This is a genomic window from Serratia sp. AXJ-M, assembly GCF_046531865.1.
GTDB classification, from domain to species: domain Bacteria; phylum Pseudomonadota; class Gammaproteobacteria; order Enterobacterales; family Enterobacteriaceae; genus Serratia; species Serratia liquefaciens.
In genome coordinates this window covers 1,278,296-1,298,533 of record NZ_CP059394.1, presented here as the reverse complement: position 1 = coordinate 1,298,533, position 20,238 = coordinate 1,278,296, and the positions used below count along the sequence as shown (strand labels likewise).

Annotated in this window: 20 protein-coding genes; 4 read left to right on the top strand and 16 right to left on the bottom strand. The window is 57.3% G+C overall.

Features of this window, described 5'->3' with window-relative positions; translation table 11 throughout:
* Positions 1-66: 66 nt before the first annotated feature.
* From H0S68_RS06060 to sdhC, 4 genes are read right to left on the bottom strand one after another with little or no spacing between them, the layout of a single operon-like run.
* Positions 67-783, bottom strand: a complete 717-nt coding sequence (locus H0S68_RS06060; protein WP_020825674.1) for a succinate dehydrogenase iron-sulfur subunit — start codon at positions 781-783, stop codon at positions 67-69.
* Between the two features lie 16 nt (positions 784-799).
* Positions 800-2,566: a succinate dehydrogenase flavoprotein subunit gene (gene sdhA / locus H0S68_RS06055; RefSeq protein WP_020825673.1), complete on the bottom strand. Its 1,767-nt coding sequence runs from the start codon at positions 2,564-2,566 to the stop codon at positions 800-802.
* 1 nt (position 2,567) lies between these two features.
* On the bottom strand, positions 2,568-2,915 hold the full coding sequence (sdhD, locus tag H0S68_RS06050) for a succinate dehydrogenase membrane anchor subunit (RefSeq protein ID WP_020825672.1): 348 nt from the start codon (positions 2,913-2,915) through the stop codon (positions 2,568-2,570).
* On the bottom strand, positions 2,909-3,298 hold the full coding sequence (gene sdhC, locus H0S68_RS06045) for a succinate dehydrogenase cytochrome b556 subunit (RefSeq protein ID WP_020825671.1): 390 nt from the start codon (positions 3,296-3,298) through the stop codon (positions 2,909-2,911). The genes sdhD and sdhC overlap by 7 nt, the downstream gene beginning before the upstream one ends.
* 733 nt (positions 3,299-4,031) lie before the next feature.
* On the opposite strand from sdhC, the gene H0S68_RS06040 reads away from it, so the two are divergent.
* Positions 4,032-5,324 (top strand): citrate synthase, encoded by a 1,293-nt coding sequence (locus H0S68_RS06040; RefSeq protein WP_020825670.1) that lies wholly within the window; start codon positions 4,032-4,034, stop codon positions 5,322-5,324.
* Positions 5,325-5,380: 56 nt separating this feature from the next.
* Here the strand turns inward: H0S68_RS06040 and nei are convergent, their stop codons facing one another.
* The 12 genes from nei to H0S68_RS05980 form a co-directional block, all read right to left on the bottom strand.
* On the bottom strand, positions 5,381-6,172 hold the full coding sequence (gene nei / locus H0S68_RS06035) for an endonuclease VIII (protein WP_046374263.1): 792 nt from the start codon (positions 6,170-6,172) through the stop codon (positions 5,381-5,383).
* A gap of 57 nt (positions 6,173-6,229) precedes the next feature.
* On the bottom strand, positions 6,230-6,874 hold the full coding sequence (gene pcp, locus H0S68_RS06030; protein ID WP_187962453.1) for a pyroglutamyl-peptidase I: 645 nt from the start codon (positions 6,872-6,874) through the stop codon (positions 6,230-6,232).
* Positions 6,875-6,883: 9 nt separating this feature from the next.
* On the bottom strand, positions 6,884-7,903 hold the full coding sequence (locus H0S68_RS06025) for a DUF979 domain-containing protein (RefSeq protein ID WP_410529231.1): 1,020 nt from the start codon (positions 7,901-7,903) through the stop codon (positions 6,884-6,886).
* A complete protein-coding gene (locus H0S68_RS06020) occupies positions 7,900-8,631 on the bottom strand; it encodes a DUF969 domain-containing protein (protein WP_020825666.1) in 732 nt (243 codons plus the stop codon). The genes H0S68_RS06025 and H0S68_RS06020 overlap by 4 nt, the downstream gene beginning before the upstream one ends.
* A 170-nt stretch (positions 8,632-8,801) precedes the next feature.
* Positions 8,802-9,539: a 5-oxoprolinase subunit PxpA gene (gene pxpA, locus H0S68_RS06015; RefSeq protein WP_410529230.1), complete on the bottom strand. Its 738-nt coding sequence runs from the start codon at positions 9,537-9,539 to the stop codon at positions 8,802-8,804.
* Positions 9,529-10,461 carry a 5-oxoprolinase subunit PxpC gene (gene pxpC, locus H0S68_RS06010; protein WP_046374265.1) on the bottom strand — a complete coding sequence of 311 codons (933 nt, stop codon included), beginning with the start codon at positions 10,459-10,461 and terminating at the stop codon, positions 9,529-9,531. The genes pxpA and pxpC overlap by 11 nt, the downstream gene beginning before the upstream one ends.
* On the bottom strand, positions 10,455-11,111 hold the full coding sequence (gene pxpB, locus H0S68_RS06005; RefSeq protein WP_020825663.1) for a 5-oxoprolinase subunit PxpB: 657 nt from the start codon (positions 11,109-11,111) through the stop codon (positions 10,455-10,457). Before pxpB ends, pxpC begins: the two co-directional genes overlap by 7 nt.
* Before the next feature lie 152 nt (positions 11,112-11,263).
* Positions 11,264-12,007, bottom strand: coding sequence for a type 2 GTP cyclohydrolase I (locus tag H0S68_RS06000; protein WP_122077604.1), 744 nt, complete (start codon positions 12,005-12,007; stop codon positions 11,264-11,266).
* A gap of 18 nt (positions 12,008-12,025) precedes the next feature.
* Positions 12,026-13,006: an MBL fold metallo-hydrolase gene (locus H0S68_RS05995; RefSeq protein WP_048759467.1), complete on the bottom strand. Its 981-nt coding sequence runs from the start codon at positions 13,004-13,006 to the stop codon at positions 12,026-12,028.
* 22 nt (positions 13,007-13,028) lie between these two features.
* The gene (gene phrB, locus H0S68_RS05990) at positions 13,029-14,459 is read right to left on the bottom strand and encodes a deoxyribodipyrimidine photo-lyase (protein WP_259216573.1); all 1,431 of its coding nucleotides are present in this window, start codon (positions 14,457-14,459) and stop codon (positions 13,029-13,031) included.
* A gap of 15 nt (positions 14,460-14,474) precedes the next feature.
* Positions 14,475-15,428: a YbgA family protein gene (locus H0S68_RS05985; RefSeq protein ID WP_020825659.1), complete on the bottom strand. Its 954-nt coding sequence runs from the start codon at positions 15,426-15,428 to the stop codon at positions 14,475-14,477.
* 144 nt (positions 15,429-15,572) lie between these two features.
* On the bottom strand, positions 15,573-15,779 hold the full coding sequence (locus H0S68_RS05980) for a YbfA family protein (protein ID WP_020825658.1): 207 nt from the start codon (positions 15,777-15,779) through the stop codon (positions 15,573-15,575).
* A 443-nt stretch (positions 15,780-16,222) separates the two neighbouring features.
* On the opposite strand from H0S68_RS05980, the gene H0S68_RS05975 reads away from it, so the two are divergent.
* From H0S68_RS05975 to kdpB, 3 genes are all read left to right on the top strand, one after another.
* Positions 16,223-16,312 (top strand): K(+)-transporting ATPase subunit F, encoded by a 90-nt coding sequence (locus H0S68_RS05975; RefSeq protein ID WP_004949718.1) that lies wholly within the window; start codon positions 16,223-16,225, stop codon positions 16,310-16,312.
* Positions 16,312-18,000 (top strand): potassium-transporting ATPase subunit KdpA, encoded by a 1,689-nt coding sequence (gene kdpA / locus H0S68_RS05970; protein ID WP_410529229.1) that lies wholly within the window; start codon positions 16,312-16,314, stop codon positions 17,998-18,000. The genes H0S68_RS05975 and kdpA overlap by 1 nt, the downstream gene beginning before the upstream one ends.
* Before the next feature lie 155 nt (positions 18,001-18,155).
* Positions 18,156-20,225: a potassium-transporting ATPase subunit KdpB gene (kdpB, locus tag H0S68_RS05965; protein WP_020825656.1), complete on the top strand. Its 2,070-nt coding sequence runs from the start codon at positions 18,156-18,158 to the stop codon at positions 20,223-20,225.
* The last annotated feature ends 13 nt before the right edge of the window (positions 20,226-20,238 follow it).

Sequence of the window (20,238 nt, the reverse complement as noted above, 5' to 3'; positions counted from 1 at the left end):
AGTTTTTAGAGGCTCCCTCCTTTGTGATGTGCGCCGGAAACTGCCCGGCGCAGCATCTCATTCCGCTTATGCGCCGCGTTGCAGCAGCATAGACTTGATATGACCGATAGCACGCGTCGGGTTCAAGCCTTTAGGACATACACTGACACAATTCATAATGCTATGGCAGCGGAAAACACTGAAAGCGTCGTCTAGATCGTCTAAACGTTCTTCGGTTTCCGTGTCGCGGCTGTCAATCAGGAAGCGGTATGCCGCCAGCAGGCCAGCCGGGCCAATGAATTTGTCCGGGTTCCACCAGAATGACGGGCAAGAGGTCGAACAACAAGCGCATAAAATGCACTCATAAAGTCCGTCCAGCTTGGCGCGCTGCTCCGGCGATTGCAGGTGTTCACGCGCCGGCGGGTTCTTGCCGTCGTTCTGCAGGTAAGGTTTGATCTTTTCATACTGGGTGTAGAACTGACCCATATCCACCACCAGATCGCGCACTACCGGCAAGCCAGGCAGCGGGCGGATCACAATCTTGTTGTTGCCTTTACGCAGCGACGAGATCGGGGTGATGCATGCCAGGCCGTTTTTACCGTTCATGTTGATCCCGTCGGAACCACACACGCCTTCGCGGCAGGAACGACGGAACGACAGGCTAGGATCTTTTTCTTTCAGCAGGATCAAGGCATCCAGCAACATCATGTCGCGACCTTCTTCCGCTTCCAGGCTGTAATCCTGCATGTGCGGAGCGTCATCAACATCCGGATTGTAGCGATAAATTGAAAATTCGAGTTTCATCAATCGATCTCCGCAATTAGTAAGAACGCACTTTCGGCGGGAATGCCGGGCGCAGCTTCGGTTGCATGTTCACTTCACGACGCGTCATGCTTTCCGATTGCGGCTGATACAGCGAGTGACACAGCCAGTTGGCGTCATCACGTTCCGGGAAGTCGAAGCGGCTGTGTGCGCCACGGCTTTCGGTACGGAAGTTGGCCGACACGGCGGTGGAAAACGCGGTCTCCATCAGGTTATCCAACTCCAGGCATTCGATGCGCTGGGTGTTGAACTCGCTGGAGGTATCGTCCAGACGTGCGTTCTTCAGACGTTCACGGATCACTTTCAGCTCTTCCAGGCCTTTCGCCATCGCATCGCCTTCGCGGAATACCGAGAAGTTGTGCTGCATGCAGGCTTGAAGCGCCTTACGGATTTCGACCGGATCTTCACCGGAACGGGTGTTGTTCCAGCGGTTCAGACGATCCAGCGATGCTTCTACATCAGAATCGCTGGCATCACGGCTTTCGCCCTGCTCCGCCAGAGACTCATGCAGATGCATGCCGGCGGCACGACCGAACACCACCAGGTCCAGCAACGAGTTGCCGCCCAGACGGTTGGCACCGTGCACTGAAACGCAGGCAATTTCGCCCACGGCGAACAGACCCGGGATCACCACGTCTTCGCCTTTTTCGTTCACGGTCAACGCCTGGCCGGTCACTTTGGTCGGAATACCGCCCATCATGTAGTGGCAGGTTGGGATAACCGGAATCGGCTCTTTCACCGGGTCGACGTGCGCGAAGGTGCGCGACAGTTCCAAAATGCCCGGCAGACGGGATTCCAGCACTTCTTTGCCCAGGTGATCCAGCTTCAGCTTGACGTGTGGGCCCCATGGACCGTCACAGCCGCGGCCTTCGCGGATTTCAATCATGATAGAACGGGCTACGACGTCACGGCCCGCCAGGTCTTTGGCGTTCGGCGCATAGCGCTCCATGAAACGCTCGCCGTGTTTGTTCAGCAGATAACCGCCTTCGCCACGGCAACCTTCGGTCACCAAGACCCCGGCGCCGGCGATGCCGGTCGGGTGGAACTGCCACATTTCCATGTCCTGCACCGGCACGCCGGCGCGCAGCGCCATGCCGACACCGTCGCCGGTGTTGATATGGGCGTTGGTGGTGGACTGGTAAATACGGCCCGCACCGCCGGTCGCCAGCACGGTGGCCTTGGCTTTGAAGTAAACCACTTCACCGGTTTCGATGCAGATAGCCGTGGTGCCGACCACTGCGCCATCCTGGTTTTTCACCAGATCCAGCGCATACCACTCGGAGAAGATAGTAGTGTGGTTTTTCAAATTCTGTTGGTACAGGGTGTGCAGCAACGCGTGACCGGTACGGTCAGCCGCCGCAGCGGTGCGTGCCGCCTGTGCGCCACCGAAGTTCAGTGACTGGCCGCCGAACGGACGCTGATAAATGCGGCCTTCGTCCGTACGGGAGAACGGCAGGCCCATATGTTCCAGCTCCAGAACCGCTTCCGGGCCGGTTTTACACATATATTCAATGGCGTCCTGGTCACCGATATAATCGGAACCTTTCACCGTGTCATACATATGCCATTCCCAGTTATCATCGTGGTTGTTGCCCAGCGCAACGGTGATACCGCCCTGCGCAGACACGGTATGGGAACGGGTCGGGAATACTTTGGACAGCAGGGCACAGCTGGAGCCTGCTTGAGAAATTTGCAGTGCCGCGCGCATACCTGCGCCGCCTGCACCGATAACTACAGCATCAAATTCTCTGATCGGCAGTTTCATCTTATGCACCCCACACTACGATTGTTCCGTACAGTAAATAGACCAGCAACACGACAACAATCGCCAGTTGCAACACCAGACGTACCGCCAAAGGTTTGACGTAATCCGTCAATACCTGCCACAAACCGACCCAGGCGTGAACCAGAATCGACAGCAGCGTCAGCAGAGTGAACACTTTCGTAATAGAGGTGGCGAAGAAGCCGCGCCAGATTTCGTAGGTGAGATCCGGAGCCGTAACGAAGAAGCCCAGGATATACAGAACATACAGGGTGATGACGATAGCGGAAGCACGCAGTAACAACCAGTCGTGTACGCCGTTGCGTCCTAATGCAGAAACATTGTTTACCATACGAGGACTCCAGCCAGAACTGACAGCACGACGGTCAGACCGATCGCCACCTGGGCAGAACGGGTACCGGCAGCTAAACTCTCTTCGATATAGCCAAAATCCATTAACAAGTGGCGAATACCACCGCAAATGTGATAGGCCAGCGCCGTGAGGATGCCCCAGAATATGAATTTGACAACGAAGCTATTCATGATGGCGGCAGCCTGCATGAACCCCTCTTGGGAAGAGAGAGACAGGCCCAGCAGCCAGAGGAGGATACCCACGGCAACGAAGGTAATTACGCCAGAGACTCGGTGTAAGATGGACGCTATCGCAGTTACGGGAAACCGGATCGTTTGCAGATCCAGGTTGACAGGTCTTTGTTTTTTCACGTTTTTGCCCACACAGCTCTTATTATTTTCCTTCCTCCGGCCTGGGCGGGGATCAGACAGCGTTAAGAGCCAAAACCCTCACACGTCACGCGCTCAAACAACAACATCCTCTGTGCTTAAACGGCGCGTAGTTATAACGCTGGGTGCTCCTACTTCAGGGTATCCCGGAGACCTGGCGGCAGTATAGGAGGATCACATTCTGATTACAATTCCCATACAATCCCTTTGGTAACATTTCCCCCGAACAGTGATTTAGATCACGAATTTCACAATTGGCACAAAATTAATTATCTGATTTGACAAGAGATCAACAATTCCATTACATATAGGGGCACAAACGGTCCTATGATGCGCTATAGGTCAGCAGATACACTTCCCCCTGTGTTCAAGATATGCAACAGTGTATTTGGCAGAACCTATCCCAATGGCGGTTTTTGCCGGACATGTTTGCAGCAGTTCGCCGCAGATTAAACAAAATAAGGCATATAAAACAGTTTATTGGGATAGGTTCAACAACCCCCGAACACGTCGTAGGTAAGATTAACAGAATATAACGAATTCCGATGAATCGTTAACAACTGGTCACCCGCCTCGTTCGCCTGGTTAGCACTCTGTACCCTACCCGCGCATTTGCGCAGTCGCTCACAGAGTTAGCGTCCGCACCATTTTTTGCGGGCAACCTGAGGAGAATTAAGGTATTTCAGTTGTTAGAGGTTTTTAAAATAAGGCGCTAAGGAGACAGTAAATGACTGATAAGAAAGCGACGCTAACCATTAATGATGGTGAAGCTCCAATCGAACTGGGCGTATTATCCCCGACACTGGGCCCCGATGTCCTCGATGTCCGCGCCCTGGGCTCCAAAGGTTATTTCACGTTTGATCCCGGCTTTACCTCTACCGCTTCCTGCGAATCAAAAATCACCTTTATCGACGGTGACAAAGGCGTGCTGCTGCACCGCGGTTTCCCGATTGAACAGCTGGCGAAAGAGTCTTCTTACCTGGAAGTGTGCTACATCCTGCTGTACGGCGAGACCCCAACCGCAGAAGAGTTCGAAACCTTTAAAACGACCGTAACCCGCCACACCATGATCCACGACCAGATCACCCATCTGTTCCGTGGTTTCCGCCGCGACTCGCACCCAATGGCAGTACTGTGCGGCGTGACCGGTGCCCTGGCGGCGTTCTACCACGATGCGCTGGACGTCAACAACGAGCGTCACCGCGAGATCACCGCGTTCCGCCTGCTGTCCAAAATGCCTACCGTGGCGGCCATGTGTTATAAATATTCCCTGGGCCAGCCGTTCGTTTACCCACGTAACGACCTGTCCTACGCCGGTAACTTCCTGCACATGATGTTCGCAACCCCGTGTGAAGAATACGTGGTGAACCCTGTGCTGGAACGCGCAATGGATCGCATCCTGATCCTGCACGCAGACCACGAGCAGAACGCTTCCACCTCTACCGTACGTACCGCAGGTTCTTCAGGCGCTAACCCGTTTGCCTGTATCGCGGCCGGTATCGCCTCCCTGTGGGGGCCGGCACACGGCGGCGCCAACGAAGCCGCGCTGAAAATGCTGGAAGAGATCAAAACCGTTGAGCACATCCCTGAGTTTATCAAGCGCGCCAAGGACAAGAACGACTCCTTCCGCCTGATGGGCTTTGGCCACCGCGTGTACAAGAACTACGACCCACGCGCCACCGTGATGCGCGAAACCTGTCACGAAGTGCTGAAAGAACTGAACAAGAAGGACGACAACCTGCTGGAAGTGGCGATGGAGCTGGAACACATCGCGCTGAACGACCCGTACTTCATCGAGAAGAAGCTGTACCCGAACGTCGACTTCTACTCAGGCATCATTCTGAAGGCAATGGGTATTCCTTCATCCATGTTCACCGTAATCTTCGCCATCGCCCGTACCATCGGCTGGATTGCACACTGGAACGAAATGCACGACGAAGGCATCAAGATTGCCCGTCCGCGCCAGCTGTACACCGGCTATGCCGAACGCGATTTCAAATCCCAGGTGAAAAACAAATAACGCCGCTTTACCCTACATAAAGCAGCACAAGCCGCCCGATGGGCGGCTTTTTTTTGCTATTTCTGACAGCCTGGACACCAATAAAACGGCCGCGACGACAACGAGGTACGGACGATCATCGCGCCGCAACGTTCACAGGGTTCACCGCTGCGGTGAAACACCTTGAAACTGAATAACGCGCCGTGATGACGGTTCTCATCCACCTGCCCGCGAGTCTGGTAAGACAGCCTCGGTACCGCCAGCAGGGCCTTTGCCAGCCGTTGCAAAGCCTCCGGTGACAGATCCTGCGGCTTATGCTGCGGTGCCAGTTCGGCCTGCCAGAGAATTTCGGCGCGCAGGTAATTGCCCAGCCCGGCGAGAAACGCCTGATCGAGCAACATGCCACCCAGTTGCCTGCGACGAAACTTCGGCGACAACAGTCGCTGTTCTACCGCGGTTTCCGTCAGCGTCATATCCAGCACGTCGGGGCCGATACGTTGCAAAAACGGATGCTGTTCAATTTCTTCGCGCGGCCCCAGGGTAATATCTGACGCGCTGTACAACAGAATTGCCCGCTCCGCCGTTTCCAGCCGTACGCGCAGATCCCGTTTGGTTTCCGGCGTTTCCCCCGCGTTCACCACTTTCCACACGCCATACAATTGGTTATGGCTATAAAGCGTCAGCCCATTGGAAAAGTGGGTCAGTAACGCCTTGCCGCGCGGTTCGATAGCAATGATCCGCTCACCGATTAACCTGTCGCGATAGTGTTTAAGCTGGGGAAAGGCAAAACCGACGTCGGTCAGCGGCTGGTCGATCACCGCCGCCGCCAATGCATCTGCCGCCCGGCGAATCTCCGGTCCTTCCGGCATAGAATCACTCCTGAGTAGCCCCCGACGCGACAAACCGCGCCGGGGTAAAAACGGCGATTAATGCGTCGCGCCGCCGACGACTTTCAAATCGTGTTCAACCTGCAGCGCAATGGAAACGGCCAATTCCAGCGCAAACAGGACCGTGGTTGCCGCCATACTGGGGGCACCAGGATGGACAGCAGCCTGCTCCGGCAGATAAGGAATATGAATGAACCCGCCCTTGATCGCCTGCTGCTTGCTCAAACGGTGCAACAAGCCGTACATCACATGGTTGCAAACGTAGGTGCCGGCCGTTTGCGATACCGAAGCAGGGATACCCGCTTCACGCATCGCCTCAACCATAGCCTTGACGGGCAAGGTACTGAAATAAGCCGCAGGCCCCTTTTCAACGATAGGCTCGTCTATCGGCTGCTGCCCCTGATTATCCGGAATACGCGCATCGTCGATATTGATTGCCACGCGTTCCAGCGTAATGTCAGTCCGTCCACCGGCTTGGCCGATAGCTAACACCATCACTGGCTGCACGTCATCAATCGCCTCATTGAGCGCTTCCAGCGCCGCGCCGAATACGCAAGGCAGCTGGCGTGCAATAATGCGCGCGCCGGAAAGCTCCATATCATTGAGTTGCTTTACCACTTCCCACGAAGGATTAACGCGCTCGCCGCCAAAGGGCTCAAAGCCCGTGATCAATACCTTTTGCATGCGTTCTCCTTAAAGGAACATCAGGAAATAAAGCAGGAACACGTTCACCAGCAGCAGCAGCACCCCGGTCGGCACCTGCGCCTTGATCACCGCATTCTTGTCCGGCAATTCCAGCAACGCCGCCGGTACAATATTAAAGTTAGCAGCCATTGGCGTCATCAGCGTGCCGCAATAGCCGGAAAACATGCCGATGGCCGCCATCACCGCCGGGTTACCACCGTGTTGCAGCACCAGGATCGGGATACCGATACCGGCGGTGACGATAGGAAAAGCGGCAAAGGCGTTACCCATCACCATGGTCAACAGCGCCATACCAATGGCATAAACCGCCACCGCGATGAAGCGGTTATCCACCGCCAGATACTCTTGAGTCAGATGAGAGATGGCGGTACCGACGCCTGCGGTGGTAAACAGCAGGCCCAGCGTGGCGAGGATTTGCGGCAAAATAAACGCCCAACCGATGGAGTCCAGCAGGCGGCGCGCTTCCTGAATCGGCTGCAGCGCTTTCTCATGAGTCATTTTCACCGCAATGACCAACCCCAGCAAACAACCGACGGTCATCGAGAACAGAGTAATCAAGGTTGCGTGGTTACCGCTGCCGAATATCGCCGTTTGCAATGCCGGAATATTGTTGAACAGCAGCACGCCAACCACCGTCACCACCGGGATGGCCAGTGCCGGAATAAACAGCCGGTTACCCAGACGTTTCGCGCTCTCTTCGCGCTGCTGTGGGGTACGTTGATGATAGCTCCCCAGACGCACACCGCCAAAGCCGGCGATCAACGCCATCACCACGACCACCACGCCGACGATAATATGCAGCATGCGTTCTTCGTTGCTGCCCTCCCCCAGCACGTCGCCCAACAGGCTATAGGTCCAGTCGCCAACCAGGAACACCACACCGTACAACGCCCAGAACAAACCGGTGGTAATACGCCGCGGGTTGGCGCGATCGCGGAACGACATCACGGCGACAATCAGCAGCACCACGCCGGCCAGCCAATAGAGATATTGTTGTTGGAAAGTCATTGGGCATCTCCTTTGGCCTGCAGTGCCGCCTGATTAAGCTGCGACAATTCAGCGCTGAGCTGCTTATCCATCCGGTAAAGTCGAAACGCATGGATCAGGAAGGCAAAAATAGCGGTGGGAATGCCCCACAAGGCGATATGCAGCGGCTCGGTCTGGATACCGCCGGATTCCAGCATAAAGTTGTGCATGAAGATGATCGCGCCGAAGGCCACAAAAATGTCTTCGCCAAAGAATAACCCGACGTTATCCGTCGCGGCAGACATGGCACGCAGGCGGTGACGCGTACGCTCCGGCAGCTCACCGTAACGGTTTTCCGCAGCCCCTTCCGCCATGGGGGCCAACAGTGGACGCACCATTTGCGGGTGCCCGCCCAGGCTGGTCAGCCCCATGGCGGCAGTAATTTCACGCACGAACAGATAGACGATCAACAAACGTCCAGCGGTGGCGCTTTTGATCTTGGCGATCCATGCCTGTGCACGCTCTTTCAAACCGTGGCGTTCCAGCAAACCGATCACCGCCAACGGCAGCAGCAGGATCAGCGGCAGGTTACGGGTATTCAAGAAGCCCTCACCGAGTTTTTCCAGGATCACATCCAGCGGCATCAATGCCGCCAGCCCGGTGATAATGCCGGCGACAATCACCACCAGCACGGGGTTAAAGCGTAAAACAAACCCGACCACGATGGCGGCAATGCCAATCAGTGGCCATAAGTTAACAACCTGTTCCATAGCGCCTTCCTTTTCCCCTCGTCTTTCAAGCCACAGCGTTGTTAGCTGCATGGGCAAACGCCAGTCACTTACTCAAGTAAGCTCCTGGAGATTTACCCCCTTGCTGCCTGGCTGTGACTCGAAATCCATTGGGTATTATTGTGTTGTGTGTTGTGTATGTTTAATTATTTTTATTCTGCGCTGACGTTAATGCCTTCCACGGCAAAACGTTTGCGCAGCGTGCGCGCGTATTCCAGCGCATGTTCACCGTCGCCATGCAGGCAGACGGTTTCGGCCCGAACAGCGGCCCAGGTGCCGTCCAGAGTGCGAACCCGATGGTGGCGTACCATTTCCAGCGTTTGCGCCAGCGCCAGTTCGTCGCTGGTAATCAAAGCCCCTGGCTGGCCCCGTGGTACCAGCGTGCCATCGGCCTGATAACCGCGATCGGCAAAGACCTCTTGTCGCGTCGCCAAACCTTGCTTTTCACCGGCGCGGATCAGTTCGCTGCCCGCCAGCCCCACCAGGCGCAAAGCCGGATCGACTGCTTTAACCGCGCGGGCAATGGCTTCCGCCAGCGCCGGCTCCACGGCCGCCTGGTTGTACAACATGCCGTGCGGCTTCACGTGCACCATTACCCCGCCTTCTGCACGGGCAATCGCCGCCAGCGCACCGAGCTGATACACCACCTGCGCATACACCATTTCCGGCGGCAACTGCATGCGGGTACGACCAAAGTTCTCGCGATCGGGAAAACTCGGATGCGCGCCAATCGCCACGCCGTACTGCAGCGCCCAACGCACCGACTGGCGCATGGTTTGCGCATCTCCGGCGTGAAAACCGCAGGCGATATTGGCCGAACTGACCAATTGCAGCAGCGCCTGATCGTTAGCGCAGCCCTCACCCAGATCGGCATTCAAATCAACGTTCATCTAACCCCCAGGCAATCTGTTGGATAAAGTGCTCCTGTTCGGCCTTGGCGCGCTGCGCCTGGGCCAGGGTACAGGGTACAAAGTGGATAGCTTCGCCCAGACGGATTTGCGCCAGATGATAGAGATCGGCTTCGATCACGCAGGCAATGCGCGGGTAACCACCGGTAGTTTGAGCATCGGCCATCAACACGATAGGCTGACCGTTATGCGGCACCTGCACCACGCCCGGCAACAGGCCATGCGACAACATTTCGCGTTCGGTGGTACGGTTCAGCGCGCTGCTGCCGTGCAAGCGGTAGCCCATGCGGTTGCTCTGCGGGCTCAGTTGCCAGGCAGTACGCCAGAAAGACTCTTTCGCCTCTTCGCTGAATTCGTCATATTCCGGCCCCGGCAAGGCCCGGATACGGTTGTTGAACAACAGTTGTTTCACGCCGGTGCTTTGCTTTTGCAATTCGCGCCCCGCTCCCAACGGCAGGCAGTCGCCATCTCGCAGGTTACGTCCTTCCAGCCCGCCAAAAGCGGCTTTGTTGTCGGTGCTGCGTGAGCCGAGTATTTCCGGCACCGCGATACCACCGTCTATCGCCAGATAGCTGCGCATGCCACGTTTTGGCATTTTCAACATCAGCTGTTGGCCCGCATTGACCTGATAACGCCAGCCGGTCCACAGCGGCTTGCCGTCCAGTTGCGCATCACAACCGGCGCCGGTCAGCGCGATCCAGCCTGGCCGGGTAAATTCGGCGCTAAATTGCCCGAGGGTGATTTCCAGCCCGGCGGCATTCGTATCGTTACCCACCAGCAGGTTGGCGATCCTCAACGCGGGTTCGTCGAGCGCGCCGCCCTGGCTGACGCCCAGACGACGGAAACCGTTACGGCCCAAATCCTGCACCGTGGTGTAAATGCCCGCACGCAGGATCTTCAGCATACGCCCTCCTTCTGTGGCACAAACCGCACGCTGTCGCCAGGGCGCAGCAGGGTGGGCGGCATTTCATAGGGATTAAACAACGCCAGAGGTGTACGGCCAATCAACTGCCAGCCGCCGGGGGTCACCAGCGGATAAATACCGGTCTGACTGCCACCGATACCCACGGAGCCAGCCGCCACCGACAGGCGCGGTTCGGCACGGCGCGGCGTTGCCAACTTGTCCGGCATGCCGCCCATGTAGGAGAAACCAGGTTGAAAACCAAGGAAATAGACTACGTAATCCGCAGAGGAGTGGCACTCCACCACCTGCTGCGGAGTCATGCCGGTGTGGCGCGCGACCTCATCCAGATCGGGCCCGTCCTGTCCGCCATAGATCACCGGAATATCCACCTGACGTGATTCCGGCACCAGGATCTCCTCGCTGTCCCATCCCTGTTGCAACAGCGCTAACATCATTTCGGCGTCGGCCTGCGGCGTCTTCAGCAGCAGCGTAAGGTTGTTCATGCCGGGCACCACTTCGCGCACGTCGGGATGATGATTCAGCTTTTCGGCCAGCGCCCAAATCCGCTGCTGGCTTGGCAGCGTCACCGGCGGCGACAGTTCAAGCACTACCGCGCGTTCACCTAACAGGTAACATCGTGCTCGTTGCACCCTTTTCTCCTTATTATTATCGCGATGAAAACACATCAGTTATGCGCGACAGCGCTCCGGCTGTCAATAGAACAACCTTCGAGAAAATAAGGGATTAGGCTATTAAAAGGATTCAGCCTCGGTATAAACCGGGCTGGATCCTCGGAGGGAAATCAGGCGGGATTTGGGATATCGATAAAGGTCACATCAAAACCATGCTGCTCAGCCAGCCATTCACCGAGCGCCTTGACGCCACCGCGTTCAGTGGCATGATGCCCGGCGGCAAAAAAGTGAATGCCCATTTCACGCGCGCTGTGAATGGTTTGCTCAGAAACCTCTCCGGTAATGAAAGCATCGACGCCAAATCGCGCGGCGCTGTCGATAAAGCCCTGACCGCCACCGGTGCACCAGGCCACACGGCGGATATGCGCCGGGGCGTTATCACCACAGTGCAGTACGGCCCGCCCGAGGCGGCTCTCAATACGTTGCTGCAGTTCAACGCCGGTCAGCGGTTGCTCAAATTCCCCGTGCGGCACCAGCGGTTCCACTTCGCCAATCACCCGAATGCCCAGTTGATGCGCCAGCTGCGCGTTGTTGCCCAACACCGGATGCGCGTCCAGCGGCAGGTGATAAGCGTACAGGTTGATATCATTGCTCAACAGCGTTTTCAGCCGAGTGCGCTTCATGCCACGTACCGAGGGCGCCTCGTTTTTCCAGAAGTAGCCGTGATGTACCACAACGGCGTCGGCCTGGTGTTCCACCGCCGCATCCAGCAGCGCCTGACAGGCGGTAACGCCGGTAACGATACGCTGCACATGGGGCCGCCCTTCCACCTGCAACCCATTAGGGCCGTAATCCTGAAACGCGCCGGTATTCAGTTCGGTGTTGATCAACTTTTCAAGATCGAGGTTACGCATAAAAATTCTCTCTTCAATTCAAAATGTCTGGCGGTCGCCCTGTTCCATCAGGATAAATTTCACGCCCAGATCGTTGCCCTGTTCCAACTGCTGTTTGATGGTCGCCCGCACATCTTGCCCTTGCTTCAGGCTGGGTTTGATATGGCTGATGACCACCGGGAAATCCTTCAGCGATCCTTCTCCCCCACTGTACTGGGTCAAATTTTTCAACTCTTTCAACAACCATGCCGGCGTCAGGTGCCCGTAGAGATTTTTATCTTCAACCTCGTTGGGATAGGAGCTTTCGATGATCATGCCTTTCAGCTTTTTCTGCTCGATGAGCGGCCCCAACGCGCGCCAGGCGCCGTCCAGATTGCGCGACTGCTCAAGCGCATCCGGGCCGGTATCGCCGAAATAGGCGAAAGAGCCGCTGCGATCGGAGACCAGCAGCATCGAAGAAGGATACCGATCGTGGCTGAGCGGATACATTACGCCGCTTAAACCGGTCACGCCCAGGGTCACACGCTGCTGCGGGCGCACGGTTTGCAGCCGGTAAGTCCCCAACCGCGATCCGTTGCCGGAATCGGTGAAGTTGGGCCAGGCCTTCCAGTTAAAGTAATGATTGCGCAGGGTCAGAATGGTATCGGCCTGGGCATAGATATTCTTCTTGCTGTCCTCCGGCGAACCGATTATCAACCCCGCCACGTGGTCCAGATGACCATGGCTGATAAAGTAAGCGCCGATCAGTTGGCGGAATACATAACCCTGCGGAGTATAAGGCGCCGCCAGTTCAGGGGTCACCTGCGGGAAACTCCCCTTCTCCAGCCCTTTGGCGATACCCGGTAACAACGAGCCGGCATCCAGCGCCAGATACTGCGGTTGGTTGTCGCTGCGGATCAGATAAGAGGTCAGATTGCCGTCGCTGACGCCGCCATCCACGCCCAGCGCCACCACGTCAAAACCGGCCAGCGCCAGGGCTGAATAGCCGCTCAGGCACAGGGCCAGCACCTTTTTCATCATTATTTCGCTCCTTGCTGTTGCCTTAATATTCCCCGCGCTTCGCCGCCTCAAAGGCCGCCAGCGTTTCCAGCCGCGCCTGCTTGTGGTCGACAATCGGCAGCGGATAATCCAGCACGCGCTGCTGTTGTTCTGCCCAGCGATGGGGTTGATGGATAGCATTGTCCGGTACATCCGCCAGCTCGGGCAACCATTTACGGATAAAAGTGCCTTGCGGATCAAAACGTTCGCCCTGAGTGGTCGGGTTAAAGATGCGGAAATACGGCGCGGCGTCGGTACCGGTGGAGGCCGCCCACTGCCAACCGCCGTTGTTGGCCGCCAGATCGCCGTCCAGCAGTTGCGACATGAAATAGCGCTCACCTTCGCGCCAGTCGATCAGTAAGTCTTTCACCAGAAAACTGGCGCTGATCATGCGTAACCGGTTATGCATCCAGCCGGTTTTATTCAATTGTCGCATAGCGGCATCAACGATCGGATAGCCGGTGGCGCCCTGCTGCCAGGCCTGCAGCAGCTCACGGTCGTTCCGCCAGCGTACCTTATCCGTCCAATCGATAAAGGGACGGTGCTTGCATAACGCAGGATAGGCCACCATCAAATGCCGATAAAACTCGCGCCAGATCAGTTCATTCAGCCAGCCAAAAGCGCCGCCGTCGGGATTTTCCAGCACCTGTGGGCATTCAGCACGCAGGCGGTTAAAGCATTGGCGCGGTGACAACACGCCAATCGCCAAATAGGGCGACAGGCCGCTGGTACCGTCAATGGCCGGCAGATCGCGCTGCTTAAGATAGTCCTGCACCTGCTCCCGGCAAAAAGAACGTAATCGCTGCAAAGCCGCCTCTTCCCCGCTTGGAAAATCCCCGGTCGGCTCTGCCGGTGGATAATCGAACGCCTCGGGTACTGCAGGGGTGGGCAGTGCGCCACCGGCTCGCGGTTTGGGGGCGGGAACAGAGCGGATGTCGGATTCGGTCAGACGCTGGATAAAGGCTTTACGAAAAGGCGTATAGACCTTGTACATTTCACCGCCGCCGGTTTGCACGCTCCCCGGCGGCAGCAGCAGGCTGTCGTCGAAACTCTGGCAAATCACCTGCCCGGCTAAACGCTGTTCCAGCCGTTGGTCGCGCTGGCGCTCGTTGATTTCGTACTGGCGATTGTAAAACAGCGCATCCACCCGCTCCTGTGTGCAGTACGCCACCAGCCAATCCACTGCAGCTGAGAAGTCGTCGCATTGGTGATAGCTAAGGGGAATGCCGCGCTCGGCAAGGGCCTGCTGTACCTGCAGCAAACCCGCATGGATAAACGCCGCCTGACGTGGCGCCATTTGGTGCTGCTGCCATTGTTGCGGCGTGGCGATAAACACCGCCAGCACCCGAACTTCGGGATCGCTACAGGCGGCGTGCAGGGCTTTGTTGTCGGTGATACGCAAATCGTTACGCAACCAGACCAGATGCGTGGTCATAAAACTCCTTGTCAATCAGTGGCCATAACGCAGGCGCAGCGCCTCGGGATAGGGCTCGAAATAGCGTTGGTCGGCCAGATAACGATCGGGGTATTCGGCCATGTAGTGTTTGAGCAGGGTTATCGGTGCCAACAACGGCTGCACGCCCTGCCGATAACGATCGATCAACTGCGCCAGTTCCTGGCGCTGCGCGGAGCTCAGATGATTGCGGAAATAGCCCTGCACATGCATCAATACGTTGGTGTGGTTACGACGGGTAGCCTTGTGCGCCAGCAGTTTCATCAGGCGACTGCGGTATTCGAGGGTGAAGGCTTCCAGCGAATCCCATTTATCGATGCCCGCCACAAAACGGCCAAGCTCCCGGTATTCCTGCTGAGAATGCGCCAACAGCGACAGCTTATAGCGACTGTGAAAGGCGATCAGTCCGCCGCGGCTCAGGCCTTTACGCCACAGCATGTTTAACTCATACAGCGCATAAACGCGTTCGACAAAGTTCTCCCGCAGCGTTGCGTCGTTCAGCCGCCCGTCCTCCTCCACCGGCAGCCAGGGCATTTGCCGCAGTAGCTCGGCGGTGAACAATCCGACGCCACTTTTACGCGCGCCGCTACCGTTCTCATCATACAGACGGACCCGCTCCATGCCGCAGCTTGGCGAGTTGGCGCAAACAATGTAACCGCACAGGTGCTGCAAAGCGGCGATTCGCTGCTCGGAAAACTGCTGCATCCGCTCGGTTACGTCAATGCTATCGTCATTGCTGTGGCGCAGTGCCACGTGATGTTGTTTTTTGATCAACCGCAGCGCCGGGCGCGGGGTCGGTAAACCGATGGCCATTTCCGGGCAAATCGGCTCAAACCGCACAAAAGGGGCCAGTTGTTCCACCGCAAAGGCCAGTCGTTTATGGCCGCCGTCAAAACGTACCGTCTCGCCAAGCAGGCAGGCGCTGATACCGACCGGAATTTTGTCACTCATTGATAGGCTCCCGCAGCGTTGGATGTGACTAAAAGTGTAGAAGAATTCGCGCTATGACACGAACGCTATCGACACCATGCCCGAACCGCAGCCATAAAAAAACCCCCGCTGGAAAGCGAGGGTTTTCGTTGGGGCAAGCTGCGATCAGTAGAAATCGCAGGACGCCAGTTCCGCCTGTTGCAGCCAGACCGGCTTATCGCTGGTTTTTGACCAGACGCGGTGCAAATAGCTGTAAAAACGGGCGCGGTCGCTGCGGAACAGCATTACCGGTAAAGCCAACACACCTGCCAGGATCACTGCGCTACGGCGCAGGAGAATCCGATGCAATGAATAAGCGTGATAAGTAGACATGCGAACCTCCTCAAAAACGCCTGGCCGTTGATTTACTGCGAAACAGCGCTGGCGTAAACAATAGAAACAAGACCATTTGGTAACTGGACAAAATTTTAGCGCAATTGATGAAAGTTTACTACTCATCCGACCACTGAATCGCACAAAAAATCGCAAATAATTCGCCTAATCCGTAATTTTGTTACATCAAGGTTAATAATTAACTAACCATTGGTTACATTGTGGTTATTTACGCCCTGTTTACGCAAACCTTCATCTTCACGCCCCCAAACAGGAGTCCAATCGCGCTACGCCCCCCAAAACCGAGGCTAAAAAGCCATTTTTTGCTGTAATTTCAGCCATTTTTATACTTTTTTTACACCGGCCAACGCTATTTTTTCATCTTCTTTCTACCGCCCTCCCTACACTCGCTCTATCAAAAACTACACCTCTGGAGGTGTCCCGTGAGTATCAGCGTTATTGGTGGTGCGCTGTTGGTTCTGCTGCTGTTGGGCTATCTGGTTTATGCCCTGTTCAATGCGGAGGATTTCTGATGGCAGCTTCAGCCTTTTTATTGATTGCCAGCTTCCTGCTGGTGCTTCTGCTGCTGGCGCGACCGCTGGGCGGTTTCCTGGCACGCCTGATTGAAGGAGAGCCGCTGCCGGCGCTGCGTCGGCTGGAAGCCGGCATTTGGCGTTGCTGTGGCACAACCCCCGCCGAAATGAACTGGTGGCAATACGCACTGGCGATCCTGTGGTTTAACCTGCTCGGTCTGGTGCTGCTGTTCGCGTTGCTGATGGCGCAAGGCTCGCTGCCGCTTAACCCGCAGGGCTTCCCCGGCCTGTCCTGGGATCTGGCGTTCAATACCGCGGTCAGCTTTGTCACCAACACCAACTGGCAAGCCTACAGCGGTGAAAGCACTCTCAGCTATCTCAGCCAAATGGCCGGTCTGGCGGTGCAGAACTTCCTGTCCGCCGCGACCGGTATCGCCGTGGCCTTTGCGTTGATCCGCGCCTTCACCCGTCGTTCCAGCGCCACTATCGGCAACGCCTGGATCGATATGTTCCGCGTGACGCTGTATGTGCTGCTGCCGATTTCGCTGTTGATCGCTTTGTTCTTCGTCAGCCAGGGCACGCTGCAAAACTTCCTGCCCTACCTGCACATCAACACGCTGGAAGGCGCGCAGCAGACGCTGCCGATGGGGCCTGTGGCCTCTCAGGAAGCGATCAAAATGCTCGGCACCAATGGCGGCGGTTTCTTCGGCGCCAACTCGGCTCACCCGTTCGAAAACCCGACCGTGCTGACCAACTTTGTGCAAATGCTGGCGATCTTCCTGATCCCCTGCGCGTTGTGTTTTGCTTTCGGTCAGGTTGCCGGTGAAAACCGCCAGGGCCACGCGCTGATCTGGGCGATGGCGCTGATCTTCGTGGTTGCCGTGGTGGTGGTGATGTTCGCCGAACTGGCGGGTAACCCTCATCTGGGCGAATTGGGCAGTGCCAGCAACATCAATATGGAAGGCAAGGAGTCGCGCTTTGGCATTCTCACCACCAGCCTGTTCTCGGTGGTGACCACCGCGGCGTCCTGCGGTGCGGTCAATGCGATGCATGACTCCTTCACCGCGCTGGGCGGCATGGTGCCGATGTGGCTGATGCAGATTGGCGAAGTGGTGTTTGGCGGTGTTGGCTCGGGCCTGTACGGCATGCTGTTGTTCGTCCTGCTGACGGTGTTTATTGCCGGGCTGATGATCGGGCGCACACCGGAATACCTGGGCAAAAAGATTGACGTCTACGACATGAAAATGACCGCTCTGGCGATCCTGGTCACGCCGACGCTGGTGCTGTTGGGCACGGCGCTGGCCATCGCCACCGACGCCGGTCGTGCAGGCATCCTTAACCCGGGCGCGCACGGCTTCAGCGAAGTGCTGTATGCGCTGTCTTCCGCCGCCAACAATAACGGTAGCGCCTTTGCCGGCCTGAGCGTCAATACGCCGTTCTATAACCTGCTGCTGGCCTTCGCCATGTTCGTCGGCCGCTTTGGGGTGATCCTGCCGGTGCTGGCCATTGCCGGTTCGCTGTGTGCGAAGAAACGTCAGCCTGCGGGCAACGGTACTCTGCCAACCTACGGGCCGCTGTTTATCGGTCTGCTGATCGGCACCGTGCTGCTGGTGGGCGCATTGACCTTCGTACCAGCGCTGGCGCTGGGACCGGTGGCCGAACATTTGCAACTTTGGCTGGCCAAATAACAGGCGCATTCCCGTCGCCTTTCGAGCCGCAGCGTTGTTACTGGCACTCGCTCACCCCAGTTACTTACTCAAGTAAGCGCCTGGGGATGTGCGAGTTGGGTGCCTAGCTGCAACTCGAAATCCATAGGGAATGAAATAAAGAGAGAGATTAAGTGATGACTCGCAAACAACGTGCGCTGTTTGAACCGGCACTGGTCCGTACCGCGCTGATCGATGCGCTGAAAAAGCTAGATCCACGCACCCAGTGGCGTAACCCGGTGATGTTCGTGGTGTATATAGGCAGCATCCTGACTACGGCCATCTGGCTGGCGATCCTCGCCGGACAGACCGACGGCAGCGCGGCTTTCACCGGCAGTATCGCTCTGTGGCTGTGGTTCACCGTGCTGTTCGCCAACTTTGCCGAAGCGCTGGCCGAAGGGCGCAGCAAAGCCCAGGCGGAAAGCCTGAGGGGCACCAAGAAAACCAGTTGGGCGAAAAAATTGGCCGCGCCGCGCCGTGATGGTGCCACCGAGAAAGTGTCCGCCGAAAGCCTGCGTAAGGGTGACATCGTACTGGTGGAAGCCGGCGATACCATCCCCTGCGACGGCGAAGTGCTGGAAGGTGGCGCCTCCGTGGACGAAAGCGCCATTACCGGCGAATCCGCACCGGTGATCCGCGAATCCGGCGGTGACTTCTCGTCGGTGACTGGCGGTACCCGCGTGCTGTCCGACTGGCTGGTGGTGCAGTGCAGCGTTAACCCGGGCGAAACCTTCCTCGACAGGATGATCGCCATGGTGGAAGGCGCCAAACGGCGTAAAACCCCGAACGAAGTAGCGTTGACCATTCTGCTGGTCGCACTGACCATCGTGTTCGTGCTGGCGACCGCGACGCTGTTTCCGTTCTCGCAGTACAGCGTGGACGCCGCCAACGGCGGTTCGGTAGTCACCATTACCGTGCTGGTGGCGCTGCTGGTCTGCCTGATCCCTACCACCATCGGCGGGTTGCTGTCGGCCATTGGCGTGGCCGGGATGAGCCGAATGCTGGGGGCCAACGTGATCGCCACCAGCGGGCGCGCGGTGGAAGCCGCTGGTGACGTTGATGTGCTGCTGCTGGACAAAACCGGCACCATTACGCTGGGTAACCGTCAGGCCTCCGAGTTCTTGCCTGCGCCGGGCGTGAAGGAGCAAGATCTGGCCGACGCGGCCCAGCTGTCATCCCTGGCGGACGAAACGCCGGAAGGCCGTAGCATCGTGGTGCTGGCGAAGCAACGCTTCAACCTGCGCGAACGTGACCTGCAGGCGCTGAACGCCACTTTCGTGCCCTTCTCCGCCCAAACGCGCATGAGCGGCGTCAACGTGCAGGACCGGATGATCCGCAAAGGCGCGGTGGACGCCATTCGTCGTCACGTGGAGTCCAATCAGGGCCACTTCCCGCAGGCGGTGGACGAACTGGTCGCCAGCGTGGCGCGCACTGGCGGTACGCCGCTGGTGGTAGCAGAAGGCCCGCGCGTATTGGGCGTGGTAGCGCTGAAGGATATCGTCAAGGGCGGCATTAAAGAGCGTTTCGCCGAGCTGCGTAAAATGGGCATCAAAACGGTGATGATCACCGGTGATAACCCACTGACCGCCGCCGCGATCGCCGCCGAAGCCGGGGTAGACGACTTCCTTTCGGAAGCGACGCCGGAAGCCAAGCTGGCGTTGATTCGCCAATATCAGGCGGAAGGCCGTCTGGTAGCGATGACCGGTGACGGCACCAACGACGCGCCAGCGCTGGCTCAGGCTGATGTGGCGGTGGCGATGAACTCGGGCACTCAGGCCGCCAAAGAGGCGGGCAACATGGTCGATCTGGACTCTAACCCGACCAAGTTGATTGAAGTGGTGCACATCGGCAAACAAATGCTGATGACGCGCGGTTCACTGACCACCTTCAGCATCGCCAACGACGTGGCCAAGTATTTCGCCATTATCCCGGCGGCGTTTGCGGCAACCTATCCGCAGCTTAACGCCCTGAACGTGATGCATTTGCACTCCCCAGCCTCCGCCATTATGTCGGCGGTGATCTTCAACGCCCTGGTGATCGTATTCCTGATCCCGCTGGCGCTGAAAGGGGTGAGCTATAAACCGATGAGCGCAGCTGCACTGCTACGACGCAACCTGTGGCTCTATGGCGTGGGCGGTCTGTTGGTGCCTTTTGTCGGCATCAAGCTGATCGACCTGATCCTGGTCGCCTTGCACATCGCCGGTTAATCATTGAGAGGAA